This window comes from Blastococcus sp. SYSU DS1024 (assembly GCF_054050795.1).
The window spans coordinates 1-26,150 of sequence record NZ_JBJHAA010000026.1; the positions used below are offsets into that span (position 1 = coordinate 1).

General features: G+C 73.3%; 24 protein-coding genes. 15 read left to right on the forward strand and 9 right to left on the reverse strand.

The window, feature by feature from the left end:
* Window positions 1-242: 242 nt before the first annotated feature.
* Window positions 243-1,169: a COX15/CtaA family protein gene (locus ACI79S_RS18305; protein ID WP_456594871.1), complete on the reverse strand. Its 927-nt coding sequence runs from the start codon at window positions 1,167-1,169 to the stop codon at window positions 243-245.
* Window positions 1,170-1,342: 173 nt separating this feature from the next.
* Here ACI79S_RS18305 and ACI79S_RS18310 point away from each other — a divergent pair, with 173 nt between their 5' ends.
* The 8 genes from ACI79S_RS18310 to ACI79S_RS18345 are packed head-to-tail and all read left to right on the forward strand — an operon-like array spanning window position 1,343 to window position 8,279.
* Window positions 1,343-2,167, forward strand: a complete 825-nt coding sequence (locus ACI79S_RS18310) for a helix-turn-helix transcriptional regulator (RefSeq protein WP_456594872.1) — start codon at window positions 1,343-1,345, stop codon at window positions 2,165-2,167.
* Window positions 2,164-3,606: a Fe-S cluster assembly protein SufB gene (sufB, locus tag ACI79S_RS18315; RefSeq protein WP_456594873.1), complete on the forward strand. Its 1,443-nt coding sequence runs from the start codon at window positions 2,164-2,166 to the stop codon at window positions 3,604-3,606. Before ACI79S_RS18310 ends, sufB begins: the two co-directional genes overlap by 4 nt.
* Window positions 3,606-4,922 carry a Fe-S cluster assembly protein SufD gene (gene sufD, locus ACI79S_RS18320; RefSeq protein WP_456594874.1) on the forward strand — a complete coding sequence of 439 codons (1,317 nt, stop codon included), beginning with the start codon at window positions 3,606-3,608 and terminating at the stop codon, window positions 4,920-4,922. Before sufB ends, sufD begins: the two co-directional genes overlap by 1 nt.
* Before the next feature lies 1 nt (window position 4,923).
* The gene (locus tag ACI79S_RS18325) at window positions 4,924-5,289 is read left to right on the forward strand and encodes a Rieske (2Fe-2S) protein (protein WP_456594875.1); all 366 of its coding nucleotides are present in this window, start codon (window positions 4,924-4,926) and stop codon (window positions 5,287-5,289) included.
* Window positions 5,290-5,305: 16 nt separating this feature from the next.
* The gene (gene sufC, locus ACI79S_RS18330) at window positions 5,306-6,079 is read left to right on the forward strand and encodes a Fe-S cluster assembly ATPase SufC (RefSeq protein WP_456594876.1); all 774 of its coding nucleotides are present in this window, start codon (window positions 5,306-5,308) and stop codon (window positions 6,077-6,079) included.
* Window positions 6,076-7,404 (forward strand): cysteine desulfurase, encoded by a 1,329-nt coding sequence (locus ACI79S_RS18335; RefSeq protein ID WP_456594877.1) that lies wholly within the window; start codon window positions 6,076-6,078, stop codon window positions 7,402-7,404. The genes sufC and ACI79S_RS18335 overlap by 4 nt, the downstream gene beginning before the upstream one ends.
* On the forward strand, window positions 7,405-7,878 hold the full coding sequence (gene sufU, locus ACI79S_RS18340; protein WP_456590346.1) for a Fe-S cluster assembly sulfur transfer protein SufU: 474 nt from the start codon (window positions 7,405-7,407) through the stop codon (window positions 7,876-7,878). It begins immediately after the preceding gene.
* Window positions 7,875-8,279 carry a metal-sulfur cluster assembly factor gene (locus tag ACI79S_RS18345; RefSeq protein WP_456594878.1) on the forward strand — a complete coding sequence of 135 codons (405 nt, stop codon included), beginning with the start codon at window positions 7,875-7,877 and terminating at the stop codon, window positions 8,277-8,279. The genes sufU and ACI79S_RS18345 overlap by 4 nt, the downstream gene beginning before the upstream one ends.
* A 55-nt stretch (window positions 8,280-8,334) precedes the next feature.
* On the opposite strand, the gene ACI79S_RS18350 is transcribed toward ACI79S_RS18345, so the two are convergent.
* Both ACI79S_RS18350 and ACI79S_RS18355 read right to left on the reverse strand, forming a co-directional pair.
* On the reverse strand, window positions 8,335-10,224 hold the full coding sequence (locus ACI79S_RS18350) for an SCO7613 C-terminal domain-containing membrane protein (RefSeq protein ID WP_456594879.1): 1,890 nt from the start codon (window positions 10,222-10,224) through the stop codon (window positions 8,335-8,337).
* A 62-nt stretch (window positions 10,225-10,286) separates the two neighbouring features.
* Window positions 10,287-11,342: a S1C family serine protease gene (locus ACI79S_RS18355; RefSeq protein ID WP_456594880.1), complete on the reverse strand. Its 1,056-nt coding sequence runs from the start codon at window positions 11,340-11,342 to the stop codon at window positions 10,287-10,289.
* Between the two features lie 157 nt (window positions 11,343-11,499).
* On the opposite strand from ACI79S_RS18355, the gene ACI79S_RS18360 reads away from it, so the two are divergent.
* From ACI79S_RS18360 to ACI79S_RS18380, 5 genes are all read left to right on the forward strand, one after another.
* Window positions 11,500-13,101: an ABC-F family ATP-binding cassette domain-containing protein gene (locus ACI79S_RS18360; protein ID WP_456594881.1), complete on the forward strand. Its 1,602-nt coding sequence runs from the start codon at window positions 11,500-11,502 to the stop codon at window positions 13,099-13,101.
* A 236-nt stretch (window positions 13,102-13,337) separates the two neighbouring features.
* Window positions 13,338-13,568 carry a helix-turn-helix domain-containing protein gene (locus ACI79S_RS18365; protein ID WP_269193646.1) on the forward strand — a complete coding sequence of 77 codons (231 nt, stop codon included), beginning with the start codon at window positions 13,338-13,340 and terminating at the stop codon, window positions 13,566-13,568.
* A 69-nt stretch (window positions 13,569-13,637) separates the two neighbouring features.
* Window positions 13,638-14,429 (forward strand): enoyl-CoA hydratase/isomerase family protein, encoded by a 792-nt coding sequence (locus ACI79S_RS18370; RefSeq protein ID WP_456594882.1) that lies wholly within the window; start codon window positions 13,638-13,640, stop codon window positions 14,427-14,429.
* A gap of 85 nt (window positions 14,430-14,514) precedes the next feature.
* Window positions 14,515-16,407, forward strand: coding sequence for an ABC transporter ATP-binding protein (locus ACI79S_RS18375; RefSeq protein ID WP_456594883.1), 1,893 nt, complete (start codon window positions 14,515-14,517; stop codon window positions 16,405-16,407).
* Between the two features lie 255 nt (window positions 16,408-16,662).
* On the forward strand, window positions 16,663-17,127 hold the full coding sequence (locus ACI79S_RS18380) for an SgcJ/EcaC family oxidoreductase (protein WP_456594884.1): 465 nt from the start codon (window positions 16,663-16,665) through the stop codon (window positions 17,125-17,127).
* A gap of 7 nt (window positions 17,128-17,134) precedes the next feature.
* Here the strand turns inward: ACI79S_RS18380 and ACI79S_RS18385 are convergent, their stop codons facing one another.
* Both ACI79S_RS18385 and ACI79S_RS18390 read right to left on the reverse strand, forming a co-directional pair.
* On the reverse strand, window positions 17,135-17,761 hold the full coding sequence (locus ACI79S_RS18385) for a DUF881 domain-containing protein (RefSeq protein ID WP_456594885.1): 627 nt from the start codon (window positions 17,759-17,761) through the stop codon (window positions 17,135-17,137).
* Between the two features lie 333 nt (window positions 17,762-18,094).
* Window positions 18,095-18,616 carry an Lrp/AsnC family transcriptional regulator gene (locus ACI79S_RS18390; RefSeq protein WP_456594886.1) on the reverse strand — a complete coding sequence of 174 codons (522 nt, stop codon included), beginning with the start codon at window positions 18,614-18,616 and terminating at the stop codon, window positions 18,095-18,097.
* Between the two features lie 166 nt (window positions 18,617-18,782).
* Here ACI79S_RS18390 and hppD point away from each other — a divergent pair, with 166 nt between their 5' ends.
* Complete coding sequence (gene hppD / locus ACI79S_RS18395; protein WP_456594887.1) at window positions 18,783-19,988, forward strand: 4-hydroxyphenylpyruvate dioxygenase; 1,206 nt, start codon at window positions 18,783-18,785, stop codon at window positions 19,986-19,988.
* Between the two features lie 48 nt (window positions 19,989-20,036).
* Here the strand turns inward: hppD and ACI79S_RS18400 are convergent, their stop codons facing one another.
* Window positions 20,037-20,423, reverse strand: coding sequence for a DUF2267 domain-containing protein (locus ACI79S_RS18400; protein WP_456594888.1), 387 nt, complete (start codon window positions 20,421-20,423; stop codon window positions 20,037-20,039).
* 122 nt (window positions 20,424-20,545) lie between these two features.
* On the opposite strand from ACI79S_RS18400, the gene ACI79S_RS18405 reads away from it, so the two are divergent.
* A complete protein-coding gene (locus ACI79S_RS18405; RefSeq protein WP_456594889.1) occupies window positions 20,546-21,685 on the forward strand; it encodes an FUSC family protein in 1,140 nt (379 codons plus the stop codon).
* 13 nt (window positions 21,686-21,698) lie between these two features.
* Here the strand turns inward: ACI79S_RS18405 and ACI79S_RS18410 are convergent, their stop codons facing one another.
* Genes ACI79S_RS18410 through ACI79S_RS18420 form a run of 3 tightly spaced genes read right to left on the reverse strand, consistent with a single transcriptional unit; the run spans window position 21,699 to window position 26,102 of the window.
* Window positions 21,699-22,424, reverse strand: coding sequence for a sirohydrochlorin chelatase (locus tag ACI79S_RS18410; RefSeq protein WP_456594890.1), 726 nt, complete (start codon window positions 22,422-22,424; stop codon window positions 21,699-21,701).
* A 58-nt stretch (window positions 22,425-22,482) separates the two neighbouring features.
* Complete coding sequence (locus tag ACI79S_RS18415; RefSeq protein ID WP_456594891.1) at window positions 22,483-23,244, reverse strand: SDR family oxidoreductase; 762 nt, start codon at window positions 23,242-23,244, stop codon at window positions 22,483-22,485.
* Entirely contained in the window at window positions 23,244-26,102 is a 2,859-nt protein-coding gene (locus ACI79S_RS18420) for an aconitate hydratase (RefSeq protein WP_456594892.1), read from the reverse strand. Before ACI79S_RS18420 ends, ACI79S_RS18415 begins: the two co-directional genes overlap by 1 nt.
* Between the last annotated feature and the right edge of the window lie 48 nt (window positions 26,103-26,150).

A 26,150-nucleotide genomic window follows, 5' to 3' on the forward strand; every position in this document is an offset into this window, starting at 1 on the left:
CCCCCCCCCCCCCCCCCCCCCGCCCCCCCCCCCCCCCCCCCCCCCCCCCCCCCCCCCCCCCCCCCCCCCCCCCCCCCCCCCCCCCCCCCCCCCCCCCCCGCCCCCCCCCCGCCCCCGGCGGGAGATCCGCGCCGCCCACGCCGCCCACGCCGCCCACGCCGCCGCCTCGGGCTCGACGATGTGCGCTGACGCCCCGTTCCGGGGGCCGTGGGACTCCGTGCCCGCGCACACGCTCCGGCGGGTCAGCGGGTGGCGACCGCCGGCTCGACGGGGGCGGTCAGCGGAGCCTCCGAGGCAGGGCCGCGGACGGACCACACCAGCCGGGCCGTGTAGGCGGTGATCAGCACCGCGCCCAGCATGTGCAGCAGCACCAGCACGATCGGCAGGTCGGTGAAGTACTGGACGTAGCCGATCACGCCCTGCGCGAGCTGGACGACCAGCAGGTCGCGGGCGGCCCGGCGCACCCGGCCGGGGGAGTCGGTCGTGTGCAGCGCGACGAGCAGCGCGACGGTGAGCCCGATGAGCAGGAACACGGCGTCGGCGTGCAGGTGGCTGACCAGCTCCGCGTCGAGCCCGGTGCGACCGGCCTCGGCATCGCCGCTGTGCGGCCCGCTGCCGGTGACCACCGTGCCCATGACCAGGACCAGCGCGGTGACCGCGGCGACGGCGCCGACGAGCAGCCGGAACGGGCGCCCGACCACCGGCTGCCCGACTCCCGGCTCGCGGGACCGCAGCCAGAGCACCGTGGTGAGCGCGACCAGCCCCATGGAGACGAGGAAGTGCGCGGCGACCGTCCACGGGTTCAGCCCGGTCAGCACGGTGATGCCGCCGACGACGCCCTGCGCCGGGATCCCCAGGAACGCGGCCACGGCCAGGGGGCGCAGGTCGCGGCGGGCCGACCGGAACACCACGACGACGAGCGCCACGGCCAGCACCGTCAGGACGAAGGTGAGCAGGCGGTTGCCGAACTCGACCACCCCGTGGATGCCCATCTCGGGCGTGGTGACGAAGCTGTCGTCGGTGCAGCGCGGCCAGGTCGGGCAACCGAGCCCGGATCCGGTGAGGCGGACGACCCCGCCCGTGAGGACGATCCCGCCGTTGGCCACGACGTTGGCGAACGCGACCCGCGAGATGGTCGTGGGCGAGAAGGAGGCGGGCAGCACCGGCACGCCCCGATACTAGTTGAAGGACCCCGCTGCCCCCCGCGCCTCGCGAGCTCGACGCGGGGCCCTGCAGCGGGGCCGCCCCAAGGGGCGTGAGGCTGGTCACGACCGCCGTCCCGGGGGCTGTTTCTTAGGTGGACCTTGCTTGCGGGCCCCCTGAAATAGGACACACTCGTGTTGTGGAATCCATCGCGGCGCACCCCCGGCCGTCGGCGCCCGCCGACGACGGGCGCACCCGCGACCGCGTGAGCCGGTTGCTGCTCGAGCACGGGCCGCAGACGGCGACCGAGCTCGCCGGCCGGCTCGGCGTCTCGCCGGCGGCCGTGCGCCGGCACCTCGATGCCCTGGTCGCCACCGGCCGGGTCGAGGAGCGCCAGGTGCGCGACGCCCACCGCGGCCGCGGGCGCCCGGCCCGCCGCTTCCACCTCACCGACGCCGGCCGCTCGGCCTACCCGCACGCCTACGACGACCTGGCGCTGACCGCGCTCCGGTACGTGGCCGGCATCGGCGGGGCGGACGCCGTCCGGGCGGTCGCCGAGCAGCAGCTCGCCGGCCTGGAGTCGCGGGCGTCGAGCGCGGTGGAGGCGGCCACGGACGGGAGCTCCGGCGCCCCGGCCGACCGCGCCCAGGCGCTCGCCGCCGCGCTGACGGCCGAGGGCTACGCTGCCACCGCCTCGGCGCTGTCCGGAGGTGGGCAGCTCTGCCAGCACCACTGCCCGGTGGCGCACGTCGCGGCGGAGTTCCCGCAGCTCTGCGAGGCCGAGACGGCGGTGATCGGCCGGCTGGTCGGCACGCACGTCCAGCGGCTGGCCACGATCGCCCACGGCGACGGGGTCTGCACCACCCACATCCCCGGGCCGATACGGCCGGGGTCCCAGCGTCCGGGGAACAGAACGGCCCCCGAACGCCCTGTACCAGGTGAGCGTGCAGCCGCGCGTCGCGCGCGCACCGCACCGTCCACCAGCTTGACCCCCACGAACGACCGGGAGAGGACGCCCGCATGACCAGCACCCAGCAGCCGGCGACGGCCACGCAGCTGACGCAGGACGAGCAGATCGAGCAGCTCGGCCGCTACGAGTACGGCTGGGCCGACGCCGACGTCGCCGGTGCGTCCGCGCGCCGGGGCATCGACGAGGACGTCGTCCGGGACATCTCGCGGCGCAAGAGCGAGCCCGAATGGATGCTCGAGCGGCGCCTGAAGGCCCTGAAGCTCTTCGAGCGCAAGCCCATGCCCGACTGGGGCTCGGACCTCTCCGGCATCGACTTCCAGAACATCAAGTACTTCGTGCGCTCCACCGAGGCGCAGGCCGCCACGTGGGAGGACCTGCCCGAGGACATCAAGAACACCTACGACAAGCTCGGCATCCCCGAGGCGGAGAAGCAGCGCCTCGTGTCCGGTGTCGCGGCGCAGTACGAGTCCGAGGTCGTCTACCACCAGATCCAGAAGGAGCTGGAGGACCAGGGCGTCCTCTTCCTCGACACCGACACGGCGCTGAAGGAGCACCCGGACCTCTTCCGGGAGTACTTCGGCTCGGTCATCCCGTCGGGCGACAACAAGTTCGCCGCGCTGAACACCGCCACGTGGTCGGGCGGCTCCTTCATCTACGTGCCGCCGGGCGTGCACGTCGAGATCCCGCTGCAGGCCTACTTCCGGATCAACACCGAGAACATGGGCCAGTTCGAGCGGACGTTGATCATCGTCGACGAGGGCGCCTACGTGCACTACGTCGAGGGCTGCACCGCGCCGATCTACAAGAGCGACTCGCTGCACTCCGCGGTCGTCGAGATCATCGTCAAGAAGAACGCGCGCTGCCGGTACACGACCATCCAGAACTGGTCGAACAACGTCTACAACCTGGTCACCAAGCGGGCCGTGGCCCACGAGGGCGCGACCATGGAGTGGGTCGACGGCAACCTCGGCTCCAAGGTGACGATGAAGTACCCGGCGGTCTGGATGACCGGCGAGCACGCCAAGGGCGAGGTCCTCTCGATCGCCTTCGCGGGCGAGGGCCAGCACCAGGACGCCGGCGCCAAGATGGTGCACGCCGCCCCGCACACCTCCTCGACCATCGTGTCGAAGTCGGTGGCCCGCGGCGGTGGCCGCACCTCCTACCGCGGCCTGGTCCAGGTCGACGAGGGCGCCTACGGCTCGAAGTCCACGGTGAAGTGCGACGCGCTGCTGGTCGACACCATCAGCCGGTCGGACACCTACCCCTACGTCGACGTCCGCGAGGACGACGTCGCCATGGGCCACGAGGCGACCGTCTCCCGGGTCAGCGAGGACCAGCTCTTCTACCTGATGAGCCGCGGCCTGTCCGAGGACGAGGCCATGGCGATGGTGGTGCGCGGCTTCGTCGAGCCGATCGCCCGCGAGCTGCCCATGGAGTACGCCCTCGAGCTCAACCGGCTCATCGAACTGCAGATGGAAGGTGCCGTCGGCTGATGACCAGCGACTCCACCAGCACGACCGATCTCACCACCCAGCCGGCGACCCTCGCCTCGGAGCTGTTCGCTCCGGGCGTGGGTGCGCAGGCGGGCCCGCCGACCACCCCGGCCGCCGACACCGGCAGCGCGGGGGAGGCGGCCCCGGGTGCGCACTCGCACGGTGGGCCCACCCCGACCGGCTCGCCGGCCGAGCGGTTCACCTCCACGGATCCGGACGCCTTCGGCGTGCCCACGGGCCGCGAGGAGACCTGGCGCTTCACCCCCATGAAGCGGATCAAGCCGCTGCTGGACGGCGCCGAGTCCGACGCGCACCTCACCTGGACCACCGACCTCCCCGAGGGTGTCGAGCTGACCAGCGTCGAGGCCGGCGACCCGCTGCTCAAGGGCCTGCCCGACCCGGTCGACCGGCTCGCCGCCCTGGCCCGCCAGCGCAGCGGCGGCGCCGCGGTCGTCCGCGTGGCCAAGGAGGCGCAGCTCGACCGCCCGGTCACCCTCGGCCTGGCCGGCACCGGATCCGACGACGTCGTGTGGGGCCAGCTGGTCGTCGAGGTCGGCGCGTTCGCCAAGGCGACGATCGTCCTCGACCACACCGGCCTGGGCCGCTACGCCGGGGGCGTCACCGTGCTGGTCGGCGACGGCGCGCAGGTCACCCTCGTGTCCGTGCAGGACTGGGCCCCGGGTGCGATCCACGGCGGTCAGTACGACGCCGTCGTCGGTCGGGACGCCACGTTCAAGCAGATCGTGGTGACCCTCGGCGGCGACCTCGTCCGCCTGGTCAGCAACGTGCAGTACGCGGGCCCCGGCGGCTCCGCGGAGCTGTTCGGCGTCTACTTCTCCGACGAGACGCAGCACCAGGAGCACCGCCTGTGGGTCGACCACGCGGTGCCCAACTGCACCAGCAACGTGCTCTACAAGGGCGCGCTGCAGGGTGAGGGTGCGCGCACGGTCTGGATCGGCGACGTCCGCATCCGCCCGTCGGCCACCGGCACCGAGACCTACGAGCTCAACCGGAACCTGGTGCTCACCGACGGCGCCCGCGCCGACTCGGTGCCCAACCTGGAGATCGAGACCGGCGAGATCGTCGGCGCCGGCCACGCCAGCGCCACCGGCCGGTTCGACGACGAGCAGCTGTTCTACCTCTGCTCGCGTGGCATCGACGCCGAGACCGCCCGCCGCCTGGTCGTGCGCGGCTTCTTCGCCGATGTCGTCCAGCACATCGGCGTGAACGAGCTGCAGGACCGGCTGATGGCCACCATCGACGCCCGTCTGGGTGCTCTGCCCGGCCTGGACGAGCAGCCGGTCGAGGTGGCCTGACATGGCCTTCGAGCGGATCTGCGCGTTGTCCGACGTCCCCGAGAACGGCTCCCTGCGGGTCGAGCTCTCCGACATCGACGTCGCCGTCGTCCGGTTCGAGGGTCAGGTCTACGCCCTGGAGGACCGGTGCTCGCACGCCGACGTCCCCCTGACCGACGGCGACGTCGAGACCTTCGACGGCGCCCCCACCATCGAGTGCTTCCTGCACGGGTCGTGCTTCGACCTGCGCACCGGTGAACCCACCAACCTGCCGGCCACCGAGCCGGTCGACGTCTACCCGGTCCGCGTGGAGGGAGAGGACGTGCTCGTCGACACGGAAAGTGACGCAGCGAGCGACGTCCGGAACCTCAGCGCGGCCGGTGAATGAAGGAGCGAGAAGACACGTGTCCGTTCTTGAGATCCGCGACCTGCACGTCAGCGTCGGTGAGGGTGACGACACCAAGGAGATCCTCCGCGGCGTCGACCTGACCGTCCGCTCCGGCGAGACCCACGCGATCATGGGCCCCAACGGGTCGGGCAAGTCCACCCTGGCCTACTCGATCGCCGGCCACCCCAAGTACACGATCACCGGGGGCACCGTCACCCTCGACGGCGAGGACGTCCTCGCCATGAGCGTCGACGAGCGCGCCCGCGCCGGCCTGTTCCTCGCCATGCAGTACCCGGTCGAGGTCCCCGGCGTCTCGGTGTCGAACTTCCTGCGCACCGCCGCCACCGCCATCAAGGGCGAGGCCCCCAAGCTGCGCACCTGGGTCAAGGACGTCAAGACCGAGATGTCCGGCCTGGAGATGGACCCGGCGTTCGCCGAGCGCAACGTCAACGAGGGGTTCTCCGGCGGTGAGAAGAAGCGCCACGAGATCCTGCAGATGCGGCTGCTCAAGCCGGCCATCGCGATCCTCGACGAGACCGACTCCGGGCTCGACGTCGACGCGCTGCGCGTGGTCTCCGAGGGCGTCAACCGCAGCCGCGAGGACGGCGACATCGGCGTCCTGCTGATCACGCACTACACGCGGATCCTGAAGTACATCAAGCCCGACTTCGTGCACGTGTTCGTCGCCGGCAAGGTCGTCGACGAGGGCGGCCCGGAGCTGGCGGCCAAGCTCGAGGACGAGGGTTACGCGTCCTACATCAAGGCGTCCGCGGAGGTCGTCCCGTCATGACCCAGACCGTCTCGCGTCCCGGAGCCGGGGCGCAGCAGGTGCCCCTGCCCCTGGACGTCGAGGCGATCCGGGCGGACTTCCCGATCCTGACGCGCACCGTGCGGGACGGGAAGCGACTGGTCTACCTCGACTCGGGGGCCACCTCGCAGAAGCCGCGCCAGGTGCTCGACGCCGAGCGCTGGTTCTACGAGAACGTCAACGCCGCGCCGCACCGGGGTGCCCACCAGCTCGCCGAGGAGGCCACCGGCGCCTACGAGGAGGCGCGGGCGAAGATCGGCGCGTTCATCGGTGCTCCGGAGAACGAGATCGTCTTCACCCGGAACACCACCGAGGCGATCAACCTGGTGGCCTACGCGCTCTCCAACGCCGCGACGGCCAAGGAGCCGGAGTTCCGCACCTACGCGGTCGGCCAGGGTGACGAGATCGTGGTCACCGAGATGGAGCACCACGCCAACCTCATCCCGTGGCAGCAGCTGTGCGAGCGCACCGGGGCGACCCTGCGCTGGCTCGGGCTGACCGACGACGGCCGGCTGGACCTCGCCGGCCTGGCGACCGTGGTCAACGAGCGCACCAAGCTCGTCGCGGTCACCCAGCAGTCGAACATCCTCGGCACGATCAACCCGATCGAGCAGATCGTCGCGCGGGCGCGCGAGGTCGGCGCGCTCGTGCTGGTCGACGGCGCCCAGTCGGTGCCGCACCAGCCGGTCGACGTCACCGCGATGGGCGCGGACTTCCTGGTGTTCTCCGGCCACAAGATGCTCGGGCCCACCGGCGTCGGCGTGCTGTGGGGCCGCTACGACGTGCTCGACAAGCTCCCGCCGTTCCTCACCGGCGGCTCGATGATCGAGGTCGTGCGGATGGAGGGCAGCACCTTCATGCCGCCGCCGCAGCGCTTCGAGGCCGGCGTGCCCATGACCGCCCAGGTGGTCGGGCTCGGTGCCGCCGTCGAGTACCTGCAGGCGCTCGGTATGGAGAAGGTCGAGGCGCACGAGAAGGCGCTCACCGGGTACGCGCTGGAGAAGCTCGCCGAGATCCCCGGGGTGACCGTGATCGGCCCGCCCGACACCGTCGCCCGCGGCGGGGCGATCTCCTTCACCGTCGAGGGCGTCCACCCCCACGACGTCGGCCAGGTGCTCGACGACCTCGGCATCGCCGTGCGCGTGGGGCACCACTGCGCCTGGCCCGTGGTGCGCCGCTACGGCGTCCCGGCCACCACCCGCGCCACCTTCTACGTGCACACGGGCTACGACGACGTCGACGCGCTGGCCGACGGCATCCGGGAAGCACAGCGCTTCTTCGGTGTTGTACCGGGCGAGGTGAGCTAGTTGCAGCTGGAGTCGATGTACCAGGAGATCATCCTGGACCACTACAAGAACCCCCATGGACGCGGTCTGCGCGACCCGTTCGACGCCGAGGTGCACCACGTCAACCCCACCTGCGGTGACGAGGTGACCCTGCGCGTGCGGCTCGACGGCGACACGGTGGCCGACGTGTCCTACGAGGGCATGGGCTGCTCGATCAGCCAGGCGTCGGTCTCGGCCATGTACGACCTCGTGGTCGGCAAGCGCGTGACGGAGGCGCTGGAGACCGGCGAGCACTTTATGACCCTGATGCAGGCCAAGGGCGACCCGGCCGTCGCCGAGAAGCTCGAGGACGAGCTGGAGGACGCCGTCGCGTTCGCCGGCGTCTCCAAGTACCCGGCGCGGATCAAGTGCGCGCTGATGAGCTGGATGGCACTGAAGGACGCCTCGGCGCGGGCGATGTCCGCGACCACGACCCCGGCTGGAGGCCAGGCATGAGCGAGAGCACCGAGAACGCCACACCCGCGACCGACGGGGCGCCCGGCGACCTGCCGGCCTACAAGTCGGCGCTGCTCGAGGACCTCGAGGAGGCGATGCGTGACGTCGTCGACCCCGAGCTCGGCGTCAACGTCGTCGACCTCGGCCTCGTCTACGGGCTCGACGTCGACGACAGCAACGGTGACTCCAGTGTCGCGATCATCGACATGACGCTGACCAGCGCGGCCTGCCCGCTGACCGACGTCATCGAGGACCAGGCGCGTCAGGCGCTCACCGGTGGCCCCGGCCCCGGGCTGGTCGACGACATCCGGATCAACTGGGTCTGGATGCCGCCGTGGGGCCCGGACAAGATCACCGACGACGGCCGCGAGCAGCTCCGCGCCCTCGGCTTCCGGGTGTAGCACGAGGCGCCCCCTCCCGCTGCGGCCGCGGCCCGGGGGAGGGGGCCTCCGCTCGTCATCTCAGGTCGGCGAGACGGGTCGCGAAGAACGGCACGGGGTGCCGTTCGCGCAGGGAACCCACCGCCAGCAGGAAGCTGCCCACGGCCAGGGCCACCCCCAGGGGCCAGGGCAGCGCCGGCACCGTGAGGCCGACCGCGACGGCGAGGGCGCTGCCGGCGCCGACGGTCAGCGGCGTGCGCACCCCGCGGCGGGCGCCGAGCACCATGAGCGCTGCCGCGGCGACGAGCACCCCGACCGCGCGCGACCCGTCCGGCGCGACCACGGCGATCGCCGTCGAGGGCACCGCGGCGACCAGGAGACCCGGGCCCCATGCCGGCCACGACCGGCCGTGGGCCAGCTGCGGTCCGGCCGCCAGCAGCAACCCGGCGGCCGCCGAGAGCGAGTACCACTCCACCGCGGACAGGTCCGCGGCCGCCGCGGCCACCCAGACCGCGGCGACCAGCTGCCCGGCCCCGACCCGCCAGGCGACCGGCGCGCGCCCCGGCGGCTCGTCCTCGGTCGGCGGGGCGTCCCCGGTCCCGGCCTGCAGGGTGCCCGCGGTGGCGGCGGCCGATCCGTCGGTGTGCATCCTGGCGTGCGGGCGCACCGGTTCCGGGCGCCGCCCGGTCCGCCAGGCCCACCACAGGGTGAACAGCCCCTGGGCGGCCAGGTGGGCGCCCAGGACCGGCCGGTCGCCGGCCGCCAGCGGCACGAGCACCGCCGCCAGCGCGCACACCGCGGCCACCCGGACCGTGGGCCGCCGGCTCTCGGCCGCCAGCCCCGCGCCGACCGTCATCGCCACCCCGTAGAGGGCGGTGAGCAGCACGGCGGCCACCGGCGCGGTCAGCGCATCGGCCGGCAGGGCCAGCAGCACCGAGCCGGCCGGGCACCCGACCGCGGTGGGCAGCGCGACCGGGCGGTCGTCCCGGCGGCGGGCGGCGACGAACGCGGTCGGCAGCGCGGTCAGCAGGAGCAGGACCGACAGTGCCGGCCACGCCTCCGCGGCCAGGAGGCGCAGCACGCACAGCGCCGCGGTGACGACGCCACCGGCGACCCCCGCGGGCAGCAGCAGGCCTCGCCGCCAGCCGTGCAGCGTGGCGGCGGCGAGGTTCGCGGTCACCACCCCGCCGTAGGCGGTGAGCGTGGTGGCGACGACACCCCACGAGGAGAACGCGCCGGCGACCGCCGCCCCGGCCACTGCACCGGCGACGACGGGAACCGCCCGGGGCGGCCCGAGGAGGCGCTCCAGCGGAGCGCGCAGCCGGGCGAGGAGCAGGCCGGCCGCGGCCCCGACGACCAGCGCCGCGGTCAGCCACTGCCGCGTCCCGGCGGCGGCCCAGACGTCGGTGGTCCCGGCGACCACGCCGACCAGCCACCAAGGGGCGGTGGTGACCAGCGCGATGCGCGCCACGGCGGGGCGGGCGGCGACCGTGGTCCACAGACCCACCAGCGCCACGGCGAGACAGGCGTCGGTGCGCGGGCCGTCGGCGAGGCCGTCGAGGGCCCCGAGCACGGCCAGTTGCAGCGTGGCCCAGGCCGCCACCGGCCAGGCCGCGGTGGACGGGGCGAGGAAGCGGAGCGCCAGGAACGCCGCCGTCAGCCCCCCGCCGACCGCGGTGGACGGCGCGAGGACGGCGCCGGCGGGTGCGAGAGCGGCCACCGACAGTCCCGCGGCAGCGGCCGCAAGGCTCTCCTCGGAGCTGCGCAGCCGCTCGCGGGCGGCGCGGACGGAGCCGGCGGCAGCAGCCGCGGCCAGCGCCAGCAGCAGCCCGCGCACCGCCCAGCCGCCGGAGGCCGAGGCCACCGCGGCACCGGCGGTCACCAGGACCACCGCCCCGACGCCCAGCAGCACCTGCGGGGGACGGGCGCGGTAGGGGAGCGGGGCCGTGCCGACCGGCCGCGTCATGCCCGCCTCCCTCCGCCCGGGTTCCGTTCCACCGTGGGGCTGTGCCCGTGCCGGGCACCCCGTCAACCCGCGGGTTGCCGCTCCGCCAGGGTCAGGGACACCGTCCCGGTCGAGCCGTCACCGCGCACCACGGACAGCTCGAGGGTGTCACCGGGGTCGTGGGTCCGGACGACGGAGACGAACTCCTCGGCGCCGCGCAGGGGTTCGCCGTCCACCTCGGTGAGCACGTCCCCGGGGCTCAGGCCGGCCGCGGCCGCCGGCCCGTCGGGAACGACCTCCGCGACGACCACGCCGCTGGTCCGCGGGGTGCCGAGCTGCTCGGCGATCCGCTCGGTGAGCGTGACCGGGACCAGGCCGGCGAAGGCGTGGCTCACGGTCCCGTCCTCGAGCAGCTGCTCCACCACGTCCACCACGGTCGCGGCAGGGATGGCGAACCCGAGCGCCACCGCGCCGGTGGAGGGCGGGAGGTAGGCCTCGTTGATGCCGACGACCTCGCCGTCGGCGTTGGCCAGAGCCCCACCGCTGCTCCCCGGGCTGATCGCCGCGTCGGTCTGGATCAGGTCGACCAGCGGCAGCTGGCCGCCGCTGGTCCCGGCGGGGATGTCGCGGTGGAGGCCGGAGATCACCCCGGTGGTGATCGTGTTCTCGAAGCCCAACGGGCTGCCGATCGCCACGGCCGGTTCGCCGGGCTCGGGCAGCTCCTCCTGGAACGTGGCGGCCGGCAGGTCGTCACGGTCGGCGCGGAGCACCGCCAGGTCGGAGACCGGGTCGGCGGCCAGCACGGTGGCCCGGCCGCGCCGGCCGTCGGCGAAGGCGATCTCCACCTCCTGCTGGTCGGCCACCACGTGGGCGTTGGTGACGATCAGCCCCTCGTCGCTGTAGACGACGCCGCTCCCCAGCCCGGGGCCGGAGAGGATCGTGACCACGCTGGCCTCGAGGGCCTCGACGACCCCGGTGGCGTCGGTGAGGGTGGTCTCCGGCCCGGAGCCGCCCCCCGTCCCCGGGTCGGCGCCGGTCGACGCGTCCTCCCCGCCACCGGTGCAGGCCGCCAGCGCGAGCAGCGTCGCCAGCAGGAACGCCGGCAGGGAGCGCGGGCGGGGTGGACGAGTAGCAGTCATGGAGGTCCCTGCGGGAGGGGCTGTCGTGTGCCCTGTCTCGGAACGGGGTGCGGGCGGGGTGCAGCAGCCCTTTCCCCGAACCTAGGCGCAACGCCCGGTCCCGACCACCGCAGCCGACGGGGGTGGGCCGCTGCACGGGGGTCCTACACTGGGAGCAGTGATCACGACGACGGGCCTGGAGCTGCGCGCCGGCGCCCGCATCCTCATCAGCGAGGCGAACCTGCGCGTGCAGCCCGGTGACCGCATCGGCCTGGTCGGGCGCAACGGTGCCGGCAAGACCACCACCCTCACCACCCTGGCCGGAGAGCGGCTGCCGCACGCCGGGAAGGTCGAGGTCAGCGGGGAGATCGGCTACCTGCCGCAGGACCCGCGCAGCGGTGATCTCGACATCACCGCCAGCGACCGCGTGCTCTCCGGCCGCGGGCTCGACGTCCTGCGCAACCAGATGGTGAAGGCGCAGGTCGCGATGGCGGAGCCGGCCGACGACGCCGAGCAGGACAAGGCCGTCCGGCGGTACGGGCGCCTCGAGGACCAGTTCGCCGCCCTGGGGGGCTACGCCGCGGAGAGCGATGCGGCGCGCATCTGCACCAACCTGGGCCTGCCCGACCGGGTGCTGGCCCAGCCGCTGCGGACCCTCTCCGGCGGTCAGCGCCGGCGCGTGGAGCTCGCCCGGATCCTCTTCTCCGACGCCGAGACGCTGCTGCTCGACGAGCCCACCAACCACCTCGACGGCGACTCGATCACCTGGCTCAAGGGCTTCCTCTCCAGCCACCGGGGTGGACTCATCGTCATCAGCCACGACGTCGAGCTGCTGGACGCCGTCGTCAACAAGGTGTGGCACCTCGACGCCAACCGGGCGACCGTCGACGTCTACAACCTCGGCTGGAAGCCCTACCTGGCCCAGCGGGAGACCGACGAGCGCCGGCGCAAGCAGGAGCGGGCCAACACCGAGCGGAAGATCGACACCCTCACCGCGCAGGCCGACAAGATGCGCGCCAAGGCGACGAAGGCGAAGGCCGCCAAGAGCATGGACAAGCGCGCCGAGCGGCTGGCCGCCGGCCTCGCGGACGTGCGGGTGCAGGACAAGGTCGCGAAGCTGCGCTTCCCGACCCCGGCGGCGTGCGGGAAGACGCCGCTCACCGCGGAGGGGCTGTCCAAGAGCTACGGCTCGCTGGAGATCTTCACCGACGTCGACCTCGCGGTGGACCGCGGAGCGCGCGTCGTCGTCCTGGGGCTCAACGGGGCGGGCAAGACCACGCTGCTGCGCATGCTGGCCGGTACCGAGGCGCCCGACACCGGCGAGGTCAAGGCCGGGCACGGGCTGCGCGTCGGGTACTACGCGCAGGAGCACGAGACCCTCGACATGGACCGGACGCTGCTGGAGAACATGCGCTCCTCGGCGCCGGACAGCACGGACACGGAGCTGCGCCGCATCCTCGGCGCGTTCCTGTTCTCGGGAGAGACGGTCGACCAGCGCACCGGCACGCTGTCCGGCGGCGAGCGGACCCGGCTGGCCATGGCGACGCTCGTCGTCTCCGGCGCGAACGTGCTGCTGCTCGACGAGCCGACCAACAACCTCGACCCGGCCAGCCGCGAGCAGGTGCTCGACGCGCTGCGCACGTACGCCGGCGCGATCGTGCTGGTCACCCACGACGAGGGCGCGGTCCGCGCGCTGGACCCCGACAAGGTGATCCTGCTGCCCGACGGTACCGAGGACAGCTGGAGCGAGGACTTCGCCGACCTGGTCGAGCTCGCCTAGCCGACCACGGCCGAGCCATGCGAACTCGTGGCCATCCGACGCTGATGACCACGACGTCGCATGATTCGTCCCGGGTTCCCGTTCACCTGGCCGACACCTGGGGTGTGGGTGATCATGGGGTGGCGGGAGCCGTGGTCGACGGGACGGCGGCACCACGGCGACAGCCAACACACGGGCCGCCGCGCGAGCCGGCACTGCCGGCGCCGGGAGACCGGTGGCCGACACGGAGGGGAGCCATGGCCGACACCAGCACGTCCGACCTCGGCAAGGGCAAGCGCATCACCGGCGGGGACCGGTCGACGCTCGCCGACGAGCTGCGCAAGCGGTACGACGAGGGCGAGAGCATCCGGTCGCTGGCCACCTCGACGAACCGGTCCTACGGGTTCGTGCACCGCCTGCTGTCGGAGTCCGGGGCCTCCTTGCGCAGCCGCGGTGGGGCCAACCGGAATAGTAAGAAGAGTGAGTGAGCTCGCGAACGAACCAGTAGGCACAGCACCGCGCGGTCCGCGCCCGACGAGCGTCGGCGGGGCGGGGGCGTGACCGCAGACGCCACCAGTCCTCCCGCCACGCCCGGCTGGGTGCGGACGAGCCGCGACGGTGTCGTCCTCACCGTCACCCTGGACCGCCCGGACCAGCTGAACGCGCAGACGCCGGCCACCTGGTCGGCGCTCGCCGACGTCGGTGCCGCGCTCGACGACGACGTGCGCGTCGTCGTCGTGCGCGGCTCGGGACGGGCCTTCTCGGCGGGCCTGGACCGCAGCATGTTCGACCCCGGCTCCACCACCGGCGGCGGGCTCGGTGAGCTCGTCCGGCTGCCGGTGGAGGAGGCGCAGGAGCGGATCCGGGCCTACCAGGCCGGATTCCGCTGGCTCCGCTCGCCGGGGATCGTCTCGGTCGCCGCGGTGCAGGGCCACGCCATCGGCGCCGGCGCCCAGCTCGCGCTCGCCTGCGACCTGCGGGTGTTCACCGACGACGCGCAGCTCCGGTTGCCCGAGGTGACCCTCGGCCTGGTCCCGGACCTGACCGGTACGAGCACGCTGGTGGAGCTCGTCGGCTACTCGCGCGCGCTGGAGCTGTGCCTGACCGGCCGGGCCGTGGCCGCCGCCGAGGCGCAGGCGATCGGCCTGGCCACGCTGGTGGTGCCACGGGCGGAGCTGGACGCCGCCGTCGCCGACCTGACCGCGGCCCTGGTGGCCCCGCCGGTGGGCGCCAGCCGGGCGACGGCCGCGCTGGTGCGGTCCGCCGTCCGCAACGACTTCGCCAGCCAGGACGCCGCCGAACGCGCCGCGCAGGTACAGCGGCTGCACGATCTGGCCGGCGGTCGCTGACGGTCTCCCAGGAACAAGCGCGGTCGCGCCCCGGTTGCAGGAGCCGCCGGGGCGCGACCGGCGGGCAGGGGGAGGTGCGGTGGACATGAGCAGCCCCATGACGTCGATGGCCGCCATGCGATCGTTCAAGCGCGACCCCTCGGTCACCGCCCGGCAGCTGCCGAAGGGCACTGTCCGGCGCATCATCGGCATCGCCCGGCCCTACCGGCGCGAGCTGACCCTCTTCCTGCTGCTGGTGGTCGGCTCGTCGGTCATCGGCGTCGTCACCCCGCTGCTGGCCGGCGACATCGTCAACCGGATCGCCGGGCTCGAGGGCACCGCCGGGGACATCGTCCGGATCGCGCTGGTCATCGCCGGCCTGGCGGTCGTCGACGCCGCCATCTCCCTGGGCACGCGCTGGTACTCCGCGCGCATCGGCGAGGGCGTCATCTACGACCTGCGCAGCCAGGTCTTCGAGCACGTCCAGCGGATGCCGGTCGCCTTCTTCACGCGCACCCAGACCGGCGCGCTGGTCAGCCGGCTGAACAACGACGTCGTCGGCGCGCAGCAGGCGTTCACCTCCACCTTGTCGGGCGTGGTCTCCAACGTCATCGGGCTGGTGCTCACCGCGGGCGTCATGCTGACGCTCTCGTGGCAGATCACGCTGCTGTCGCTGGTGCTCGTGCCGCTGTTCGTCCTGCCCGCGCGCCGCATCGGCCGCCGGCTGCAGGAGATCACCCGGGAGTCCTACGCGCTCAACGCCTCGATGAACGCCACCATGACCGAGCGCTTCAACGTCGCCGGCGCGCTGCTGGTGAAGCTGTTCGGCCGGCCGGCCGCCGAGGCCGAGTCGTTCCGCGGGCGGGCCGCCCGGGTCCGCGACATCGGCGTCCTGTCGGCGATGTACGGGCGCACCTTCTTCACCGCGCTGACGCTGGTGGCGGCGCTGGCGACCGCGCTGGTGTACGGCCTCGGCGGCTGGCTGGCGTTCACCGGCTCGCTGAGCGCGGGCGCGGTCGTCGCGCTGGCGCTGCTGCTGTCCCGGCTGTACGGGCCACTCACCGCGCTGGCCAACGTCCGGGTCGACGTGATGAGCGCGATGGTGAGCTTCGACCGGGTCTTCGAGGTGCTCGACCTCCCGCCGATGATCCGCGAGGCGCCGGACGCCGTCCCCGTGCCGGCCGAGGACCGCTCCATCGAGTTCGACCACGTCTCCTTCAGCTACCCGGCCGGCGCCGACGTCTCGCTGCCGTCGCTGGAGGAGGTGTCGCTGCCCGAGCACGGGGGGCCGGTCGACGTGCTCCACGACGTCTCCTTCCGCGTCGCCCCCGGCCAGCTGGTCGCCCTGGTCGGCCACTCGGGGGCCGGGAAGTCGACGATCGCCCACCTCGTCCCGCGGCTGTACGACGCGACGGGTGGCACCGTCCGCGTCGGCGGCGTGGACGTGCGGCGGGCGACGCTCTCCTCCCTGCGCGACGCGATCGGCGTCGTCAGCCAGGACGCGCACCTGTTCCACGACACCATCGGCGCCAACCTGCGCTACGCGCGGCCGGAGGCCACCGACGAGCAGCTGTGGGAGGCGCTCACCGGTGCCCGCATCGCTGACCTCGTGCGCTCGCTGCCCCAGGGGCTGGAGACGGTGGTCGGTGACCGCGGCTACCGGCTCTCGGGTGGGGAGAAGCAGCGGCTGGCCATCGCCCGCGTGCTGCTGAAGGCGCCCGGCATCGTGATCCTCGACGAGGCAACCGCACACCTGGACAGCGAGTCCGAGGCGGCGGTGCAGCACGCCCTCGACACCGCGTTGGCCGGCCGGACGTCGCTCGTCATCGCGCACCGGCTGTCGACGATCCGCAGCGCCGACCAGATCCTCGTCGTCGACGAGGGGCGGATCGTGGAATCGGGCACGCACCAGGAGCTGCTGGCCCGCGACGGCCGGTACGCCGACCTGCACCGCACCCAGTTCGCGCAGCAGGAGCCGCGGTCCGTCGTCGTCGGGTGACCCGATCCGGGCACCAGCGATCGCTCTGCGCGCATGGTTGCGCACACGTTGTGGTAGACGCTCGGGCGCGCGCCGATGGTGGCCGATCTGACGGCGTGCAACTGCGGCGAGCGTCGAACGGGAGTGGCTCCTGGACCACTAGCGTCACTCCTGTCCCAGGCGGCCGCAGCCCGGGACACGTGGCCGGGCTGGCGCGGCTACGCGGAACCACAGCAGGCGTCGGGACGTGCCGACGAACGCCAGCGAGGAGGAGACGTGACCGCAGCGCACCCGCAGGACGCCCAGATCCAGGCGCTCTACGCGGAGTTCATCGACGGCTGGAACCGGCGCAGCGGCGCGGCGGTGGCCGCCGGGTTCGCCGACGACGGCGACATCATCGGGTTCGACGGCAGCCACCACCGTGGCCGGCTGTCGATCGCGGCGGACCTGCGGCAGGTGTTCACCTCCCAGCAGACCCCCGCCTACGTGGCCGTCGTCCGCTCGGTCCGCCCGGTGGGCCAGGGGGTGGCGATGCTGACCGCCCACGCGGGCATGATCCCCGCCGGAGCCAGCGACCTCGATCCGGAGCTCAACGCCGTCCACACCATGATCGCCGTCGACGACGGGCGCGGCCGCTGGCGCATCTCGCTGTTCCAGGTCACCCCGGCGGCGTGGCCCCAGCACCCCGAGGCGCGGGAGGCGCTGACCGACGAGTTGCGGGGCCTGCTCATCCCGCAATGACCGCGGCTCACTCGACGGTGGCGTCCACGGAGACGAGATCGACCTGGTCGACCCGCGCCTTCCCGCCCGCGCGGGCGACGTCGGCGATCACCCCGCCGGACACCGAGAGGGCGACGTCCATCGCGGCCGGCGGTCCGATCGCGCGGAAGTCGTAGGGGGCGCTCAGCGGTTGCCCGTCGATGCGCAGGGCGCCGGGGGAGCCGGTCACCGCGCTGGACGCGACGACCCGCACGCCGTCGACCTGCAGCACCTCCGCCCCGGCGCCGCGGAGCTCCTGGATGGCTCCGAGGACCACCGAGGCCGGGACCGCGCCGCCAGGGTCCTGGATGGTCAGCCGCACCCCGGGACCGCGCGCCGGCAGGGTGCCCGCCAGCAGCCCGATGGCCTCCGCCCGCGACCGCGCCTCCTCGAGTGCGCTGCCGGACTCCTCCTGCCCGCTGCCCAGCTCCTCGAGGGTCTGCCGGGTCTCACCGATCTGCTGACGCAGCGTCGCCTCGCGGGCGCCGAGCTCGTCCAGGATGACCACGAGGTCGGCCTCCCGGCGCACGTCCTGCTCGCCGGGCTCCGCGGTGCTGCGGATCTGGACGGTGAGCGCGAAGCCGAGCGCGACGGCGAGGGCCGCGGTGGTCGCCACGGCGACCGGTCGGCTCCACGAGCGCGACGGGGCTGAACCTCGAGTAGAGGTCGAGGTGGCTGCGGCCCGGGCCCCGTCGTCCGTGGCCGCTGGCGGCGCTGCGTCGGCGGACTCGCTCTCCGGCGCCGGGCTCACCTCGGTGGACTCGCTCTCCGGCGCCGGGCTCATCGCGGCCCCGGCCTCGGACTCCGCCCCGGCCTCGGACTCCGCCCCGGCCTCGGCCTCCGCCCCGTTCTCCGCTCCGTGCTCGGCCGGGACGGGAGGTGTGCGGAGGGGGTCCGCGCCGGGCGGTGCGTCTCCCCGTTCGTCGCCGTCCATCGACCCCACAGTAGGTCAGCGGCGGGCCGGCTCGCGGTAGCTGGGCGAGCGCCCCGATCCCGGCGCCGCCTCGGAGCGCAGCAGCGGCAGGGTGCGCCAGGGCACCAGGCAGGTCAGCGCCACCACGCTCGTCGACCGGACGACCGAGGCCGAGCGGTTCAGCTGCACCAGGATCTCCTGCAGGGCCTCGTGGGAGGAGGCGGCCACGCGGCAGATCACGTCACCGCTGCCGGTGGTGGCGTGGGCCTCGAGGATCCCGGGGATCGCCTCGAGGTCCCGGTGCACCGCGTCGAGCGCCCCCTGCGCGATCTCGAGGGTCACGAAGGCCTGCACGCCGAACCCGGCGGCGGCCACGTCTACGTCGGGGCCGAAACCGGTGACCACGCCTGCTGCTTCCAGTCGCTGCAACCGGGCTGTGGCGGTGGCGCGCGCGACGCCCACGAGCCGGGCGATCTCCATCAGCCCGGCACGCGGGTGGTCGCGCAGCGCCTCCAGCAGCGCCACGTCGAGGGCGTCCAGGCTGCGGGGCGGGCTCATCGCACCTCCAGATGCTCGATTGCTGAGCAGTCTGCCCAGTTGGGGCAGTGAGATGCCAGCTGGAACGAGCAGGTGGATCAGCAGGAGGCGTCGATGTTGCGCACCCTGGCCCTGCGGGTGTCCTGTGACGGGGGACACGTCAGGCGAGGATGGAGTGGAGGTCGCGGTGACGCTCGAGCAGGCGCTCAACGACGAGGAACGGCTGGCGGGGCTGGATCTGCGCCAGCTGGAGCAGCTGGTGGGGCTGGTCCGGTACGACCCCTCGGGAGACCCCTTCCCGGTCAGCGGCTGGGACGGGTTGGTCTGGGTCGTGGGCAACGCGGTGCAGACGGCGCACTTCTTCCAGTCGGCGTTCGGCATGCGGCTGGTCGCCTACTCCGGCCCCGAGACCGGGAACCGGGACCACCACGCCTTCGTGCTGACCTCCGGGGCGGCGCGGTTCGTCGTCCAGGGGGCCTACGACCCGGCGAGCCCGCTGGCCGACCACCACCGCCTGCACGGCGACGGCATCGTGGACATCGCCCTCGCCGTCCCCGACGTCGACCGCTGCATCGCGCACGCCCGCGGGCAGGGGGCCACCGTGCTCGAGGAGCCGCACGACGTCAGCGACGAGCACGGCACGGTGCGGCTGGCGTCCATCGCCGCCTACGGCGACACCCGGCACACGCTGGTCGACCGGTCGCGCTACACCGGTCCCTACCTCCCCGGCTATGTCGCGCGGACATCGTCCTTCATCCCGCGCCCCGGCGCACCGAAGCGGCTGTTCCAGGCGGTCGACCACGTCGTCGGCAACGTGGAGCTCGGGGCGATGGACCGGTGGGTCGACTTCTACAACCGGGTCATGGGGTTCACGAACATGGCCGAGTTCATCGGCGAGGACATCGCCACCGACTACTCCGCGTTGATGAGCAAGGTGGTCGCCAACGGCAACCACCGGGTGAAGTTCCCGCTCAACGAGCCGGCGCTGGGCAAGAAGAAGTCGCAGATCGACGAGTACCTGGAGTTCTACCGCGGCCCCGGCGCCCAGCACGTCGCCCTGGCGACCAACGACATCCTGGCCACGGTCGACGCGATGACCGCCGAGGGCGTGGAGTTCCTGGCCACGCCGGACTCCTACTACGAGGACCCGGAGCTCCGCTCGCGTATCGGGACGGTGCGGGTGCCGATCGAGGAGCTGCAGCGCCGCGGCATCCTGGTCGACCGCGACGAGGACGGCTACCTGCTGCAGATCTTCACCAAGCCGACCGGTGACCGGCCCACGGTCTTCTTCGAGCTCATCGAGCGGCACGGCTCCCTGGGGTTCGGCAAGGGGAACTTCAAGGCGCTCTTCGAGGCGATCGAGCGGGAGCAGGAGCGGCGGGGCAACTTCTGAGACCGGCGGCCTGGCGACCCCGCGGCGGCGGGGTCGCCAGGCTCACGGTCAGGCGAGGTCCGGCTTGCCGAAGAGCTCGGCGTATCCCGGCTGGAGCTGGGTGAGGACCTGGTTGAGCTGGCCACCGGTGACGGCCTCGCCCACCGTCGTGAGGACGGCGCTCACGTCCCAGGTCGCGGTCTCCTCGGAGGCGCCGAGCGCCTGGGCGGCCCGGGAGAGGAACTGCTCGACGCCGATACCGGCGGCGGTCTCTCCCGCCTCGAGCAGCGCGGGCTGGAGCTCGAGCGGCAGCTGCGCGGCGAGGTCCTTGCTCTCGCCACCGACCAGCCGCTCGCCCAGCAGCCCGAGGACGATCGCGGTGATCCGCTGCGCCTCGTCGGCGCTCTCGTAGCCACCCCGTTCGCGGACCTTGGCGTAGAACTCGTGCGCCTTCATCACGGCCTCCTTCCGTTCGCGATCCTGCGTTCGAGGCCTACCCGCCCGCGGCGGGTGAACCACGTGGCCACGCAGTCGGGGTGGGGCGCCGTCGGCGCGGACCGGCGCGGGACCATGGCGGGATGACCGACTCGCGACGTGGCGGCGACGATGCCCGGGCCGGCCGCGGAGGACGGGTGCTCGCAGCCCTCGAGGAACGGCCGCGCACCGTGCTCGCGCTCAAGACCGGCGTGGCGGCCTCGCTGGCATGGGCCGTCGCCCAGCTCCTCCCCGGACCGGCCGCGGACTACCCGTTCTACGCGCCGCTGGGTGCCGTCGTCACCTCGTCGGTCACCCTGGTCGGTTCCGCCCGGGAATCGGCGCAGGTCCTGCTGGCCATCGTCGCCGGCGCGGTGCTGGGGGTGGCGGTGGGCCAGCTCGGCGTCCCGAACCTGGTGGCGATCGGACTGGTCGTGTGCCTCGGGACGATCCTCGGCGGCTGGCGGGTGCTCGGTGGGGCCAGCAGCTGGGTTCCGACGTCCGCGCTGTTCGTGCTCATCTTCGGCGGTGGGGACCCGCTGGGCTACGTCGTCGCCTACGCCGGCCTGGTCCTCCTGGGCGCGGTCATCGGGCTGGGCGTCACGGTCGCGGTTCCGCCGCTGACCCTGGCGCCCGCGCAGCGCGCTGTGGCGCAGCTGCGGGAGACGCTGATCGAGCAGCTGGAGGACCTGGCGGACGGTCTGCAGCAGGACCACCCGCCCTCGCGGCACGAGTGGCGGGACCGCATCCGCCGGATCGACCCGGTCCTGGACGGCATGCGTTCCGCGCTGCGCCAGGCCCACGAGGCCCGGTACGGCAACCCACGCCTGCGTCGCCGGCAGCAGGACGCCGACCGGCTCTACGCGCAGGCGCGCGCACTGGAGAGCCTGGCCTTCCTGGTGGAGGACCTGACCCAGCTCATCGCGGACACCGAGGTGGCCGAGCACCGGCGGGTGGCGCTCGGGCCGCACCTGCGCCCACCCGCCGCCGCGGCACTGGACCAGCTAGCGGCAGTGCTGCGCACCATCGACGGGCAGAGCGCGGACCCGGGGGCGACCCGACGGGGCTACGAGGAGCTGCACCGCCTCGCCGAACAGCTGCGCGAGGCGCGGACCAGGACCGACGACGACCTGTTCACCGCGAGCAGCGTGGTGGAGGGGATCCGCCGCTGCCTGGCCGCGGTCGTCCCCCAGGAGCTCGCCGAGGAGGAGGACCGGGGGCGGCCGGTCGAGGATCCCCGCTAGCCGAGCTGAGCAGTCAGGTCGGGGAAGCGACCGGCGGGTGCGTCGCCGAGTCGTAGCGGTCCAGCAGGACGGCGGCGATCCGCTCGTCGGGCAGCAGGGGAGCGGTGACGACGTCGGCCCCGGCGCCGCCCAGCTTGTCGTGGAAGTGCCCGGGAGCCAGCAGGTAGGAGGCGACGACGACGCGTCCGGCCCCGCCCTCGCGCGCAGCCGCCACCGCGACCGGGACCGGCGGCTGCGCGGCGGAGCCGTAGCCGGTCGTCACGGGCCCGGCCCAGGACGCCTGGAGCAGGGCGGCCGTGCGCTCGACGTCGGCCACCGACCGGGGATCGCTGGAGCCGGCGGCGGCCAGGACGACGGCGGTCGACGGGTCGGCCGGGTCGGCGCCCGACTCGACCAGCCGGGCGAACAGCACCTCGGCCAGCCGGGGGTCGGGCCCCAGCGGCCGGGCGGCGATCGCGGCGTCGTGGGCGGCGACCGCCCCGGCGATGTCGACGTGCACGTGGTACCCGCCGGACAGCAGCAGCGGGACGACGACGGCGGGGCGGCCGGTGGCCGAGAGCTCGGCGACCACGTCCACGACCGTCGGGGGCTGCACGTCGACGAACGCCGCCGTGGTGACCAGGCCGGGCCGCAGCCGGCGCGCGGCCAGGGCCAGCTCGGCGATCAGCCGCCGGCCGGTGGGATTGCGGGTGCCGTGGGCGCAGGCGACGAGGACGGGCTGCTGCGACTGTGCGCTCATCGGGGTGTCCTGACCGGGGATACCCCGATAGGCGCACAGTCGCGGTGGTCGGGTGCGATCACAGCGCGCGGGTGATGCCGCCGTCGACGGCGATCATCGTGCCGGTCAGGTAGGAGGCGGCGGGGGAGAGGGCGAACGCCGCCACCCGGCCGAACTCCTCCGGCCGCCCGACCCGGCGGAGGGGGATCGAGGCCTCGGTCCGGGCCCGCATGGCCTCCGGGTCGCCGGAGGCGGCCTCGATCTCGGTGATCCGGTCGGTGGCGATGGTCCCCGGCATGAGCCCGACGACGCGGATCCCCTTCGGCCCGAGCTCGTCGGCCAGCGCCTTCGCCGTCATGGCCAGGCCCGGCCGCAGGCCGTTCGAGATGGCCAGGTGCCCGATCGGCTGCCGGACCGAGGTGGAGAGGACGAAGACGATCGCCGCGCCGTCACCCAGGTGCGGGACCAGCGCCCTGACCAGCCGCAGCGGACCGAGGAGGACGTTCTCCACCCCGGCCCGCCAGTCGGCCTCCGCCGTCTCCAGCACCCGCCCCGGGGCCGGCCCGCCGACGGAGATCAGCGCGCCGTCGACGCGGCCGAGTCCCTGCCGGGCCTGCTCGACCAGCCGGCCGGCGGCCTCCGGATCGGCCAGGTCCGCCGCCGACCCGAATGCCGACGGGGCCCCGCCGAGCGACTCCACCGCGCGCCCGACGCCGTCCCGGGACCGGGAGCTGACCAGCACCCGGGCCCCGTCGTCGACGAGGGCCCGGGCGGTCGCGAACCCCAGCCCCCGGCTCGCGCCGGTGAGCAGGAATCCGCGACCGCCCAGGCCCAGGTCCATCAGGCGGCAGAGCCCCGCAGCGAGCGCAGGACGTACTGCATGATCCCGCCGTTGCGGTAGTAGTTCGCCTCACCGGGGGTGTCGATGCGGACGCGGGCGTCGAACTCCACGTCCCCCGCCTTCACCTTCACCGTGCGCGGGATCTCGCCGTCGTTGAGGGCGGTGATCCCGGTGATGGTGAACTCCTCGTCGCCGGTCAGGCCGAGCGACTCGCGGTTCTGGCCCTCGGGGAACTGCAGCGGCAGCACGCCCATGCCGATGAGGTTCGAGCGGTGGATCCGCTCGTAGCTCTCGGCGATGACGGCCTTGACGCCGAGCAGCGCGGTGCCCTTGGCGGCCCAGTCGCGCGACGAGCCCGAGCCGTACTCCTTGCCGGCCAGCACGACCAGCGGGATGCCGGCGTCGATGTAGGCGCGGGAGGCGTCGTAGATCGTCGTCGTCTCGCCGGTCAGGTGGTTCTTGGTGACGCCACCCTCGGTGCCCGGCACCAGCTGGTTGCGCAGCCGGATGTTGGCGAAGGTGCCGCGGATCATCACCTCGTGGTTCCCGCGGCGCGAGCCGTAGGAGTTGAAGTCGCGGCGGTCCACACCGTGCTCGCGCAGGTACTTCCCGGCGGGGCTGTCGGCCTTGATCGAACCGGCCGGCGAGATGTGGTCGGTGGTCACCGAGTCACCGAGCACCGCCAGGGTGCGCGCGCCGGCGATGTCCTCGACCGGGGCGGGCTCCGCCGGCATGCCGTCGAAGTACGGAGGACGCCGGACGTAGGTGCTGTCTTCGGCCCACTCGAAGGTGTCGCCGGTCGGGGTGGGCAGGTTCCGCCACTGCTCGGTGCCGGCGAAGACGTCCTCGTAGCTGCGGCCGAACTGCTCGGCGGACACCGCGTGGTCGATGACCCGCTGGACCTCCTGCGGGGACGGCCAGATGTCGCGCAGGAAGACGTCGTTGCCGTCGGCGTCGGTGCCCAGGGGGTCGTTGTTCAGGTCGACGTCCATGGACCCGGCCAGGGCGTAGGCGATGACCAGCGGCGGGGACGCCAGGTAGTTCATCTTGACGTCGGGGTTGATCCGGCCCTCGAAGTTCCGGTTGCCGGACAGGACCGAGACCACGGCGAGGTCGGCCTCGTTGACCGCCTGGCTCACCGGCTCGGGGAGCGGGCCGGAGTTGCCGATGCAGGTCGTGCAGCCGTAGCCGACCAGGTAGAAGCCCAGCTTCTCCAGGTACGGGGTGAGCTCGGCCTTCTCGTAGTAGTCCATGACGACCTTGGACCCGGGGGCCAGCGTCGTCTTCACCCACGGCTTGCTGGTCAGCCCGCGCTCGACGGCGTTCTTCGCCAGCAGCGCGGCGCCGATCATCACCTGCGGGTTCGAGGTGTTGGTGCACGAGGTGATCGCGGCGATCACGACGTGCCCGTGGTCGACGTAGGTCTCCGTGCCGTCCTCCATGACCACCCGGGTGGGCTTGGACGGGCGGTCCGGGACGCGGTCCGGGATGACCTGGTGGTTCGGCTTGCCGGCCTCCCCGTTGCCGTGCGCGAACGGGCTGACCGGGTCGGAGGCCGGGAAGGACTCGGCCGAGGCCTCGTCGGCCGCCGACTCGACGCCGTAGGGCTGCTCGTGACCGGGGACGCCGGGCTTGCGGTCCTCACCGCCCGTCTCGTCGTCGGCCACGTAGTCGGCCAGCGACGTGCGGAACGCCGGCTTCGCCTCGGTGATCGCCACGCGGTCCTGCGGGCGCTTGGGCCCGGCGATCGACGGGACGACGGTGGCGAGGTCCAGCTCGAGGTACTCCGAGAAGGCCGGCTCGCGCGACGGGTCGTGCCAGAGCCCCTGCTCCTTGGCGTAGGCCTCGACCAGCTTGACCTGCTCCTCGGAGCGGCCGGTCAGCTTCAGGTAGGTGATGGTCTCCTCGTCGATCGGGAACATCGCCGCGGTGGAGCCGAACTCCGGGCTCATGTTGCCGATCGTGGCGCGGTTGGCCAGCGGCACCGCCGAGACGCCCTCGCCGTAGAACTCGACGAACTTCCCGACCACGCCGTGCTCGCGCAGCATCTCGGTGATGGTGAGCACGAGGTCGGTCGCGGTGGCGCCGTCCGGGAGCTGACCGGAGAGCTTGAAGCCCACGACGCGCGGGATGAGCATCGAGACCGGCTGGCCGAGCATCGCGGCCTCGGCCTCGATGCCGCCGACGCCCCAGCCCAGCACGCCCAGGCCGTTGACCATCGTGGTGTGCGAGTCGGTGCCGACGCAGGTGTCGGGGTAGGCGACCACGCGGTCACCCTCGGGGCGCGGGAAGACCACCCGGGCCAGGTGCTCGATGTTGACCTGGTGGACGATGCCGGTGCCCGGGGGCACCACCTTGAAGTCGCTGAAGGCGCCCTGGCCCCAGCGCAGGAACTGGTAGCGCTCGCCGTTGCGCTCGTACTCGATCTCGACGTTGCGCTGGAACGAGTCCTCGGTGCCGAAGATGTCGGCGATCACCGAGTGGTCGATGACCAGCTCGGCCGGGGCGAGCGGGTTGATCTTCTGCGGGTCGCCGCCCAGCTCCGCCATCGCCTCGCGCATGGTGGCGAGGTCGACGATGCAGGGGACACCGGTGAAGTCCTGCATGACCACGCGGGCCGGGGTGAACTGGATCTCCTGGTCGGGCTCGGCCGACGGGTCCCAGTTGGCGATCGCCCGGATGTGGTCGGCGGTGATGTCCGCGCCGTCCTCGGTGCGCAGCAGGTTCTCGAGAAGGATCTTCAGGCTGAAGGGCAGCTTCTCGGCGCCCTCCACCGCGTCGAGCCGGTAGATGTCGTACTCGGTGCCGTCGACGGCGAGCGTCGCCCGGGCTCCGAAGCTGTCCTTGCTGGCTGCCACTGCTCTGCGCCTACCCCTCGTGGTTCATCGCGCTTCGTTGACCACCCC

Coding starts and splice junctions, on each gene's coding strand:
- sufB (WP_456594873.1), top strand. CDS start 2,164: ATGACCAGCACCCAGCAGCCGGCGACGGCCACGCAGCTGACGCAGGAC.
- sufD (WP_456594874.1), top strand. CDS start 3,606: ATGACCAGCGACTCCACCAGCACGACCGATCTCACCACCCAGCCGGCG.
- ACI79S_RS18325 (WP_456594875.1), top strand. CDS start 4,924: ATGGCCTTCGAGCGGATCTGCGCGTTGTCCGACGTCCCCGAGAACGGC.
- ACI79S_RS18335 (WP_456594877.1), top strand. CDS start 6,076: ATGACCCAGACCGTCTCGCGTCCCGGAGCCGGGGCGCAGCAGGTGCCC.
- ACI79S_RS18345 (WP_456594878.1), top strand. CDS start 7,875: ATGAGCGAGAGCACCGAGAACGCCACACCCGCGACCGACGGGGCGCCC.
- ACI79S_RS18350 (WP_456594879.1), bottom strand. CDS start 10,224: ATGACGCGGCCGGTCGGCACGGCCCCGCTCCCCTACCGCGCCCGTCCC.
- ACI79S_RS18355 (WP_456594880.1), bottom strand. CDS start 11,342: ATGACTGCTACTCGTCCACCCCGCCCGCGCTCCCTGCCGGCGTTCCTG.
- ACI79S_RS18365 (WP_269193646.1), top strand. CDS start 13,338: ATGGCCGACACCAGCACGTCCGACCTCGGCAAGGGCAAGCGCATCACC.
- ACI79S_RS18375 (WP_456594883.1), top strand. CDS start 14,515: ATGAGCAGCCCCATGACGTCGATGGCCGCCATGCGATCGTTCAAGCGC.
- ACI79S_RS18390 (WP_456594886.1), bottom strand. CDS start 18,616: ATGAGCCCGCCCCGCAGCCTGGACGCCCTCGACGTGGCGCTGCTGGAG.
- ACI79S_RS18400 (WP_456594888.1), bottom strand. CDS start 20,423: ATGAAGGCGCACGAGTTCTACGCCAAGGTCCGCGAACGGGGTGGCTAC.
- ACI79S_RS18405 (WP_456594889.1), top strand. CDS start 20,546: ATGACCGACTCGCGACGTGGCGGCGACGATGCCCGGGCCGGCCGCGGA.
- ACI79S_RS18410 (WP_456594890.1), bottom strand. CDS start 22,424: ATGAGCGCACAGTCGCAGCAGCCCGTCCTCGTCGCCTGCGCCCACGGC.
- ACI79S_RS18415 (WP_456594891.1), bottom strand. CDS start 23,244: ATGGACCTGGGCCTGGGCGGTCGCGGATTCCTGCTCACCGGCGCGAGC.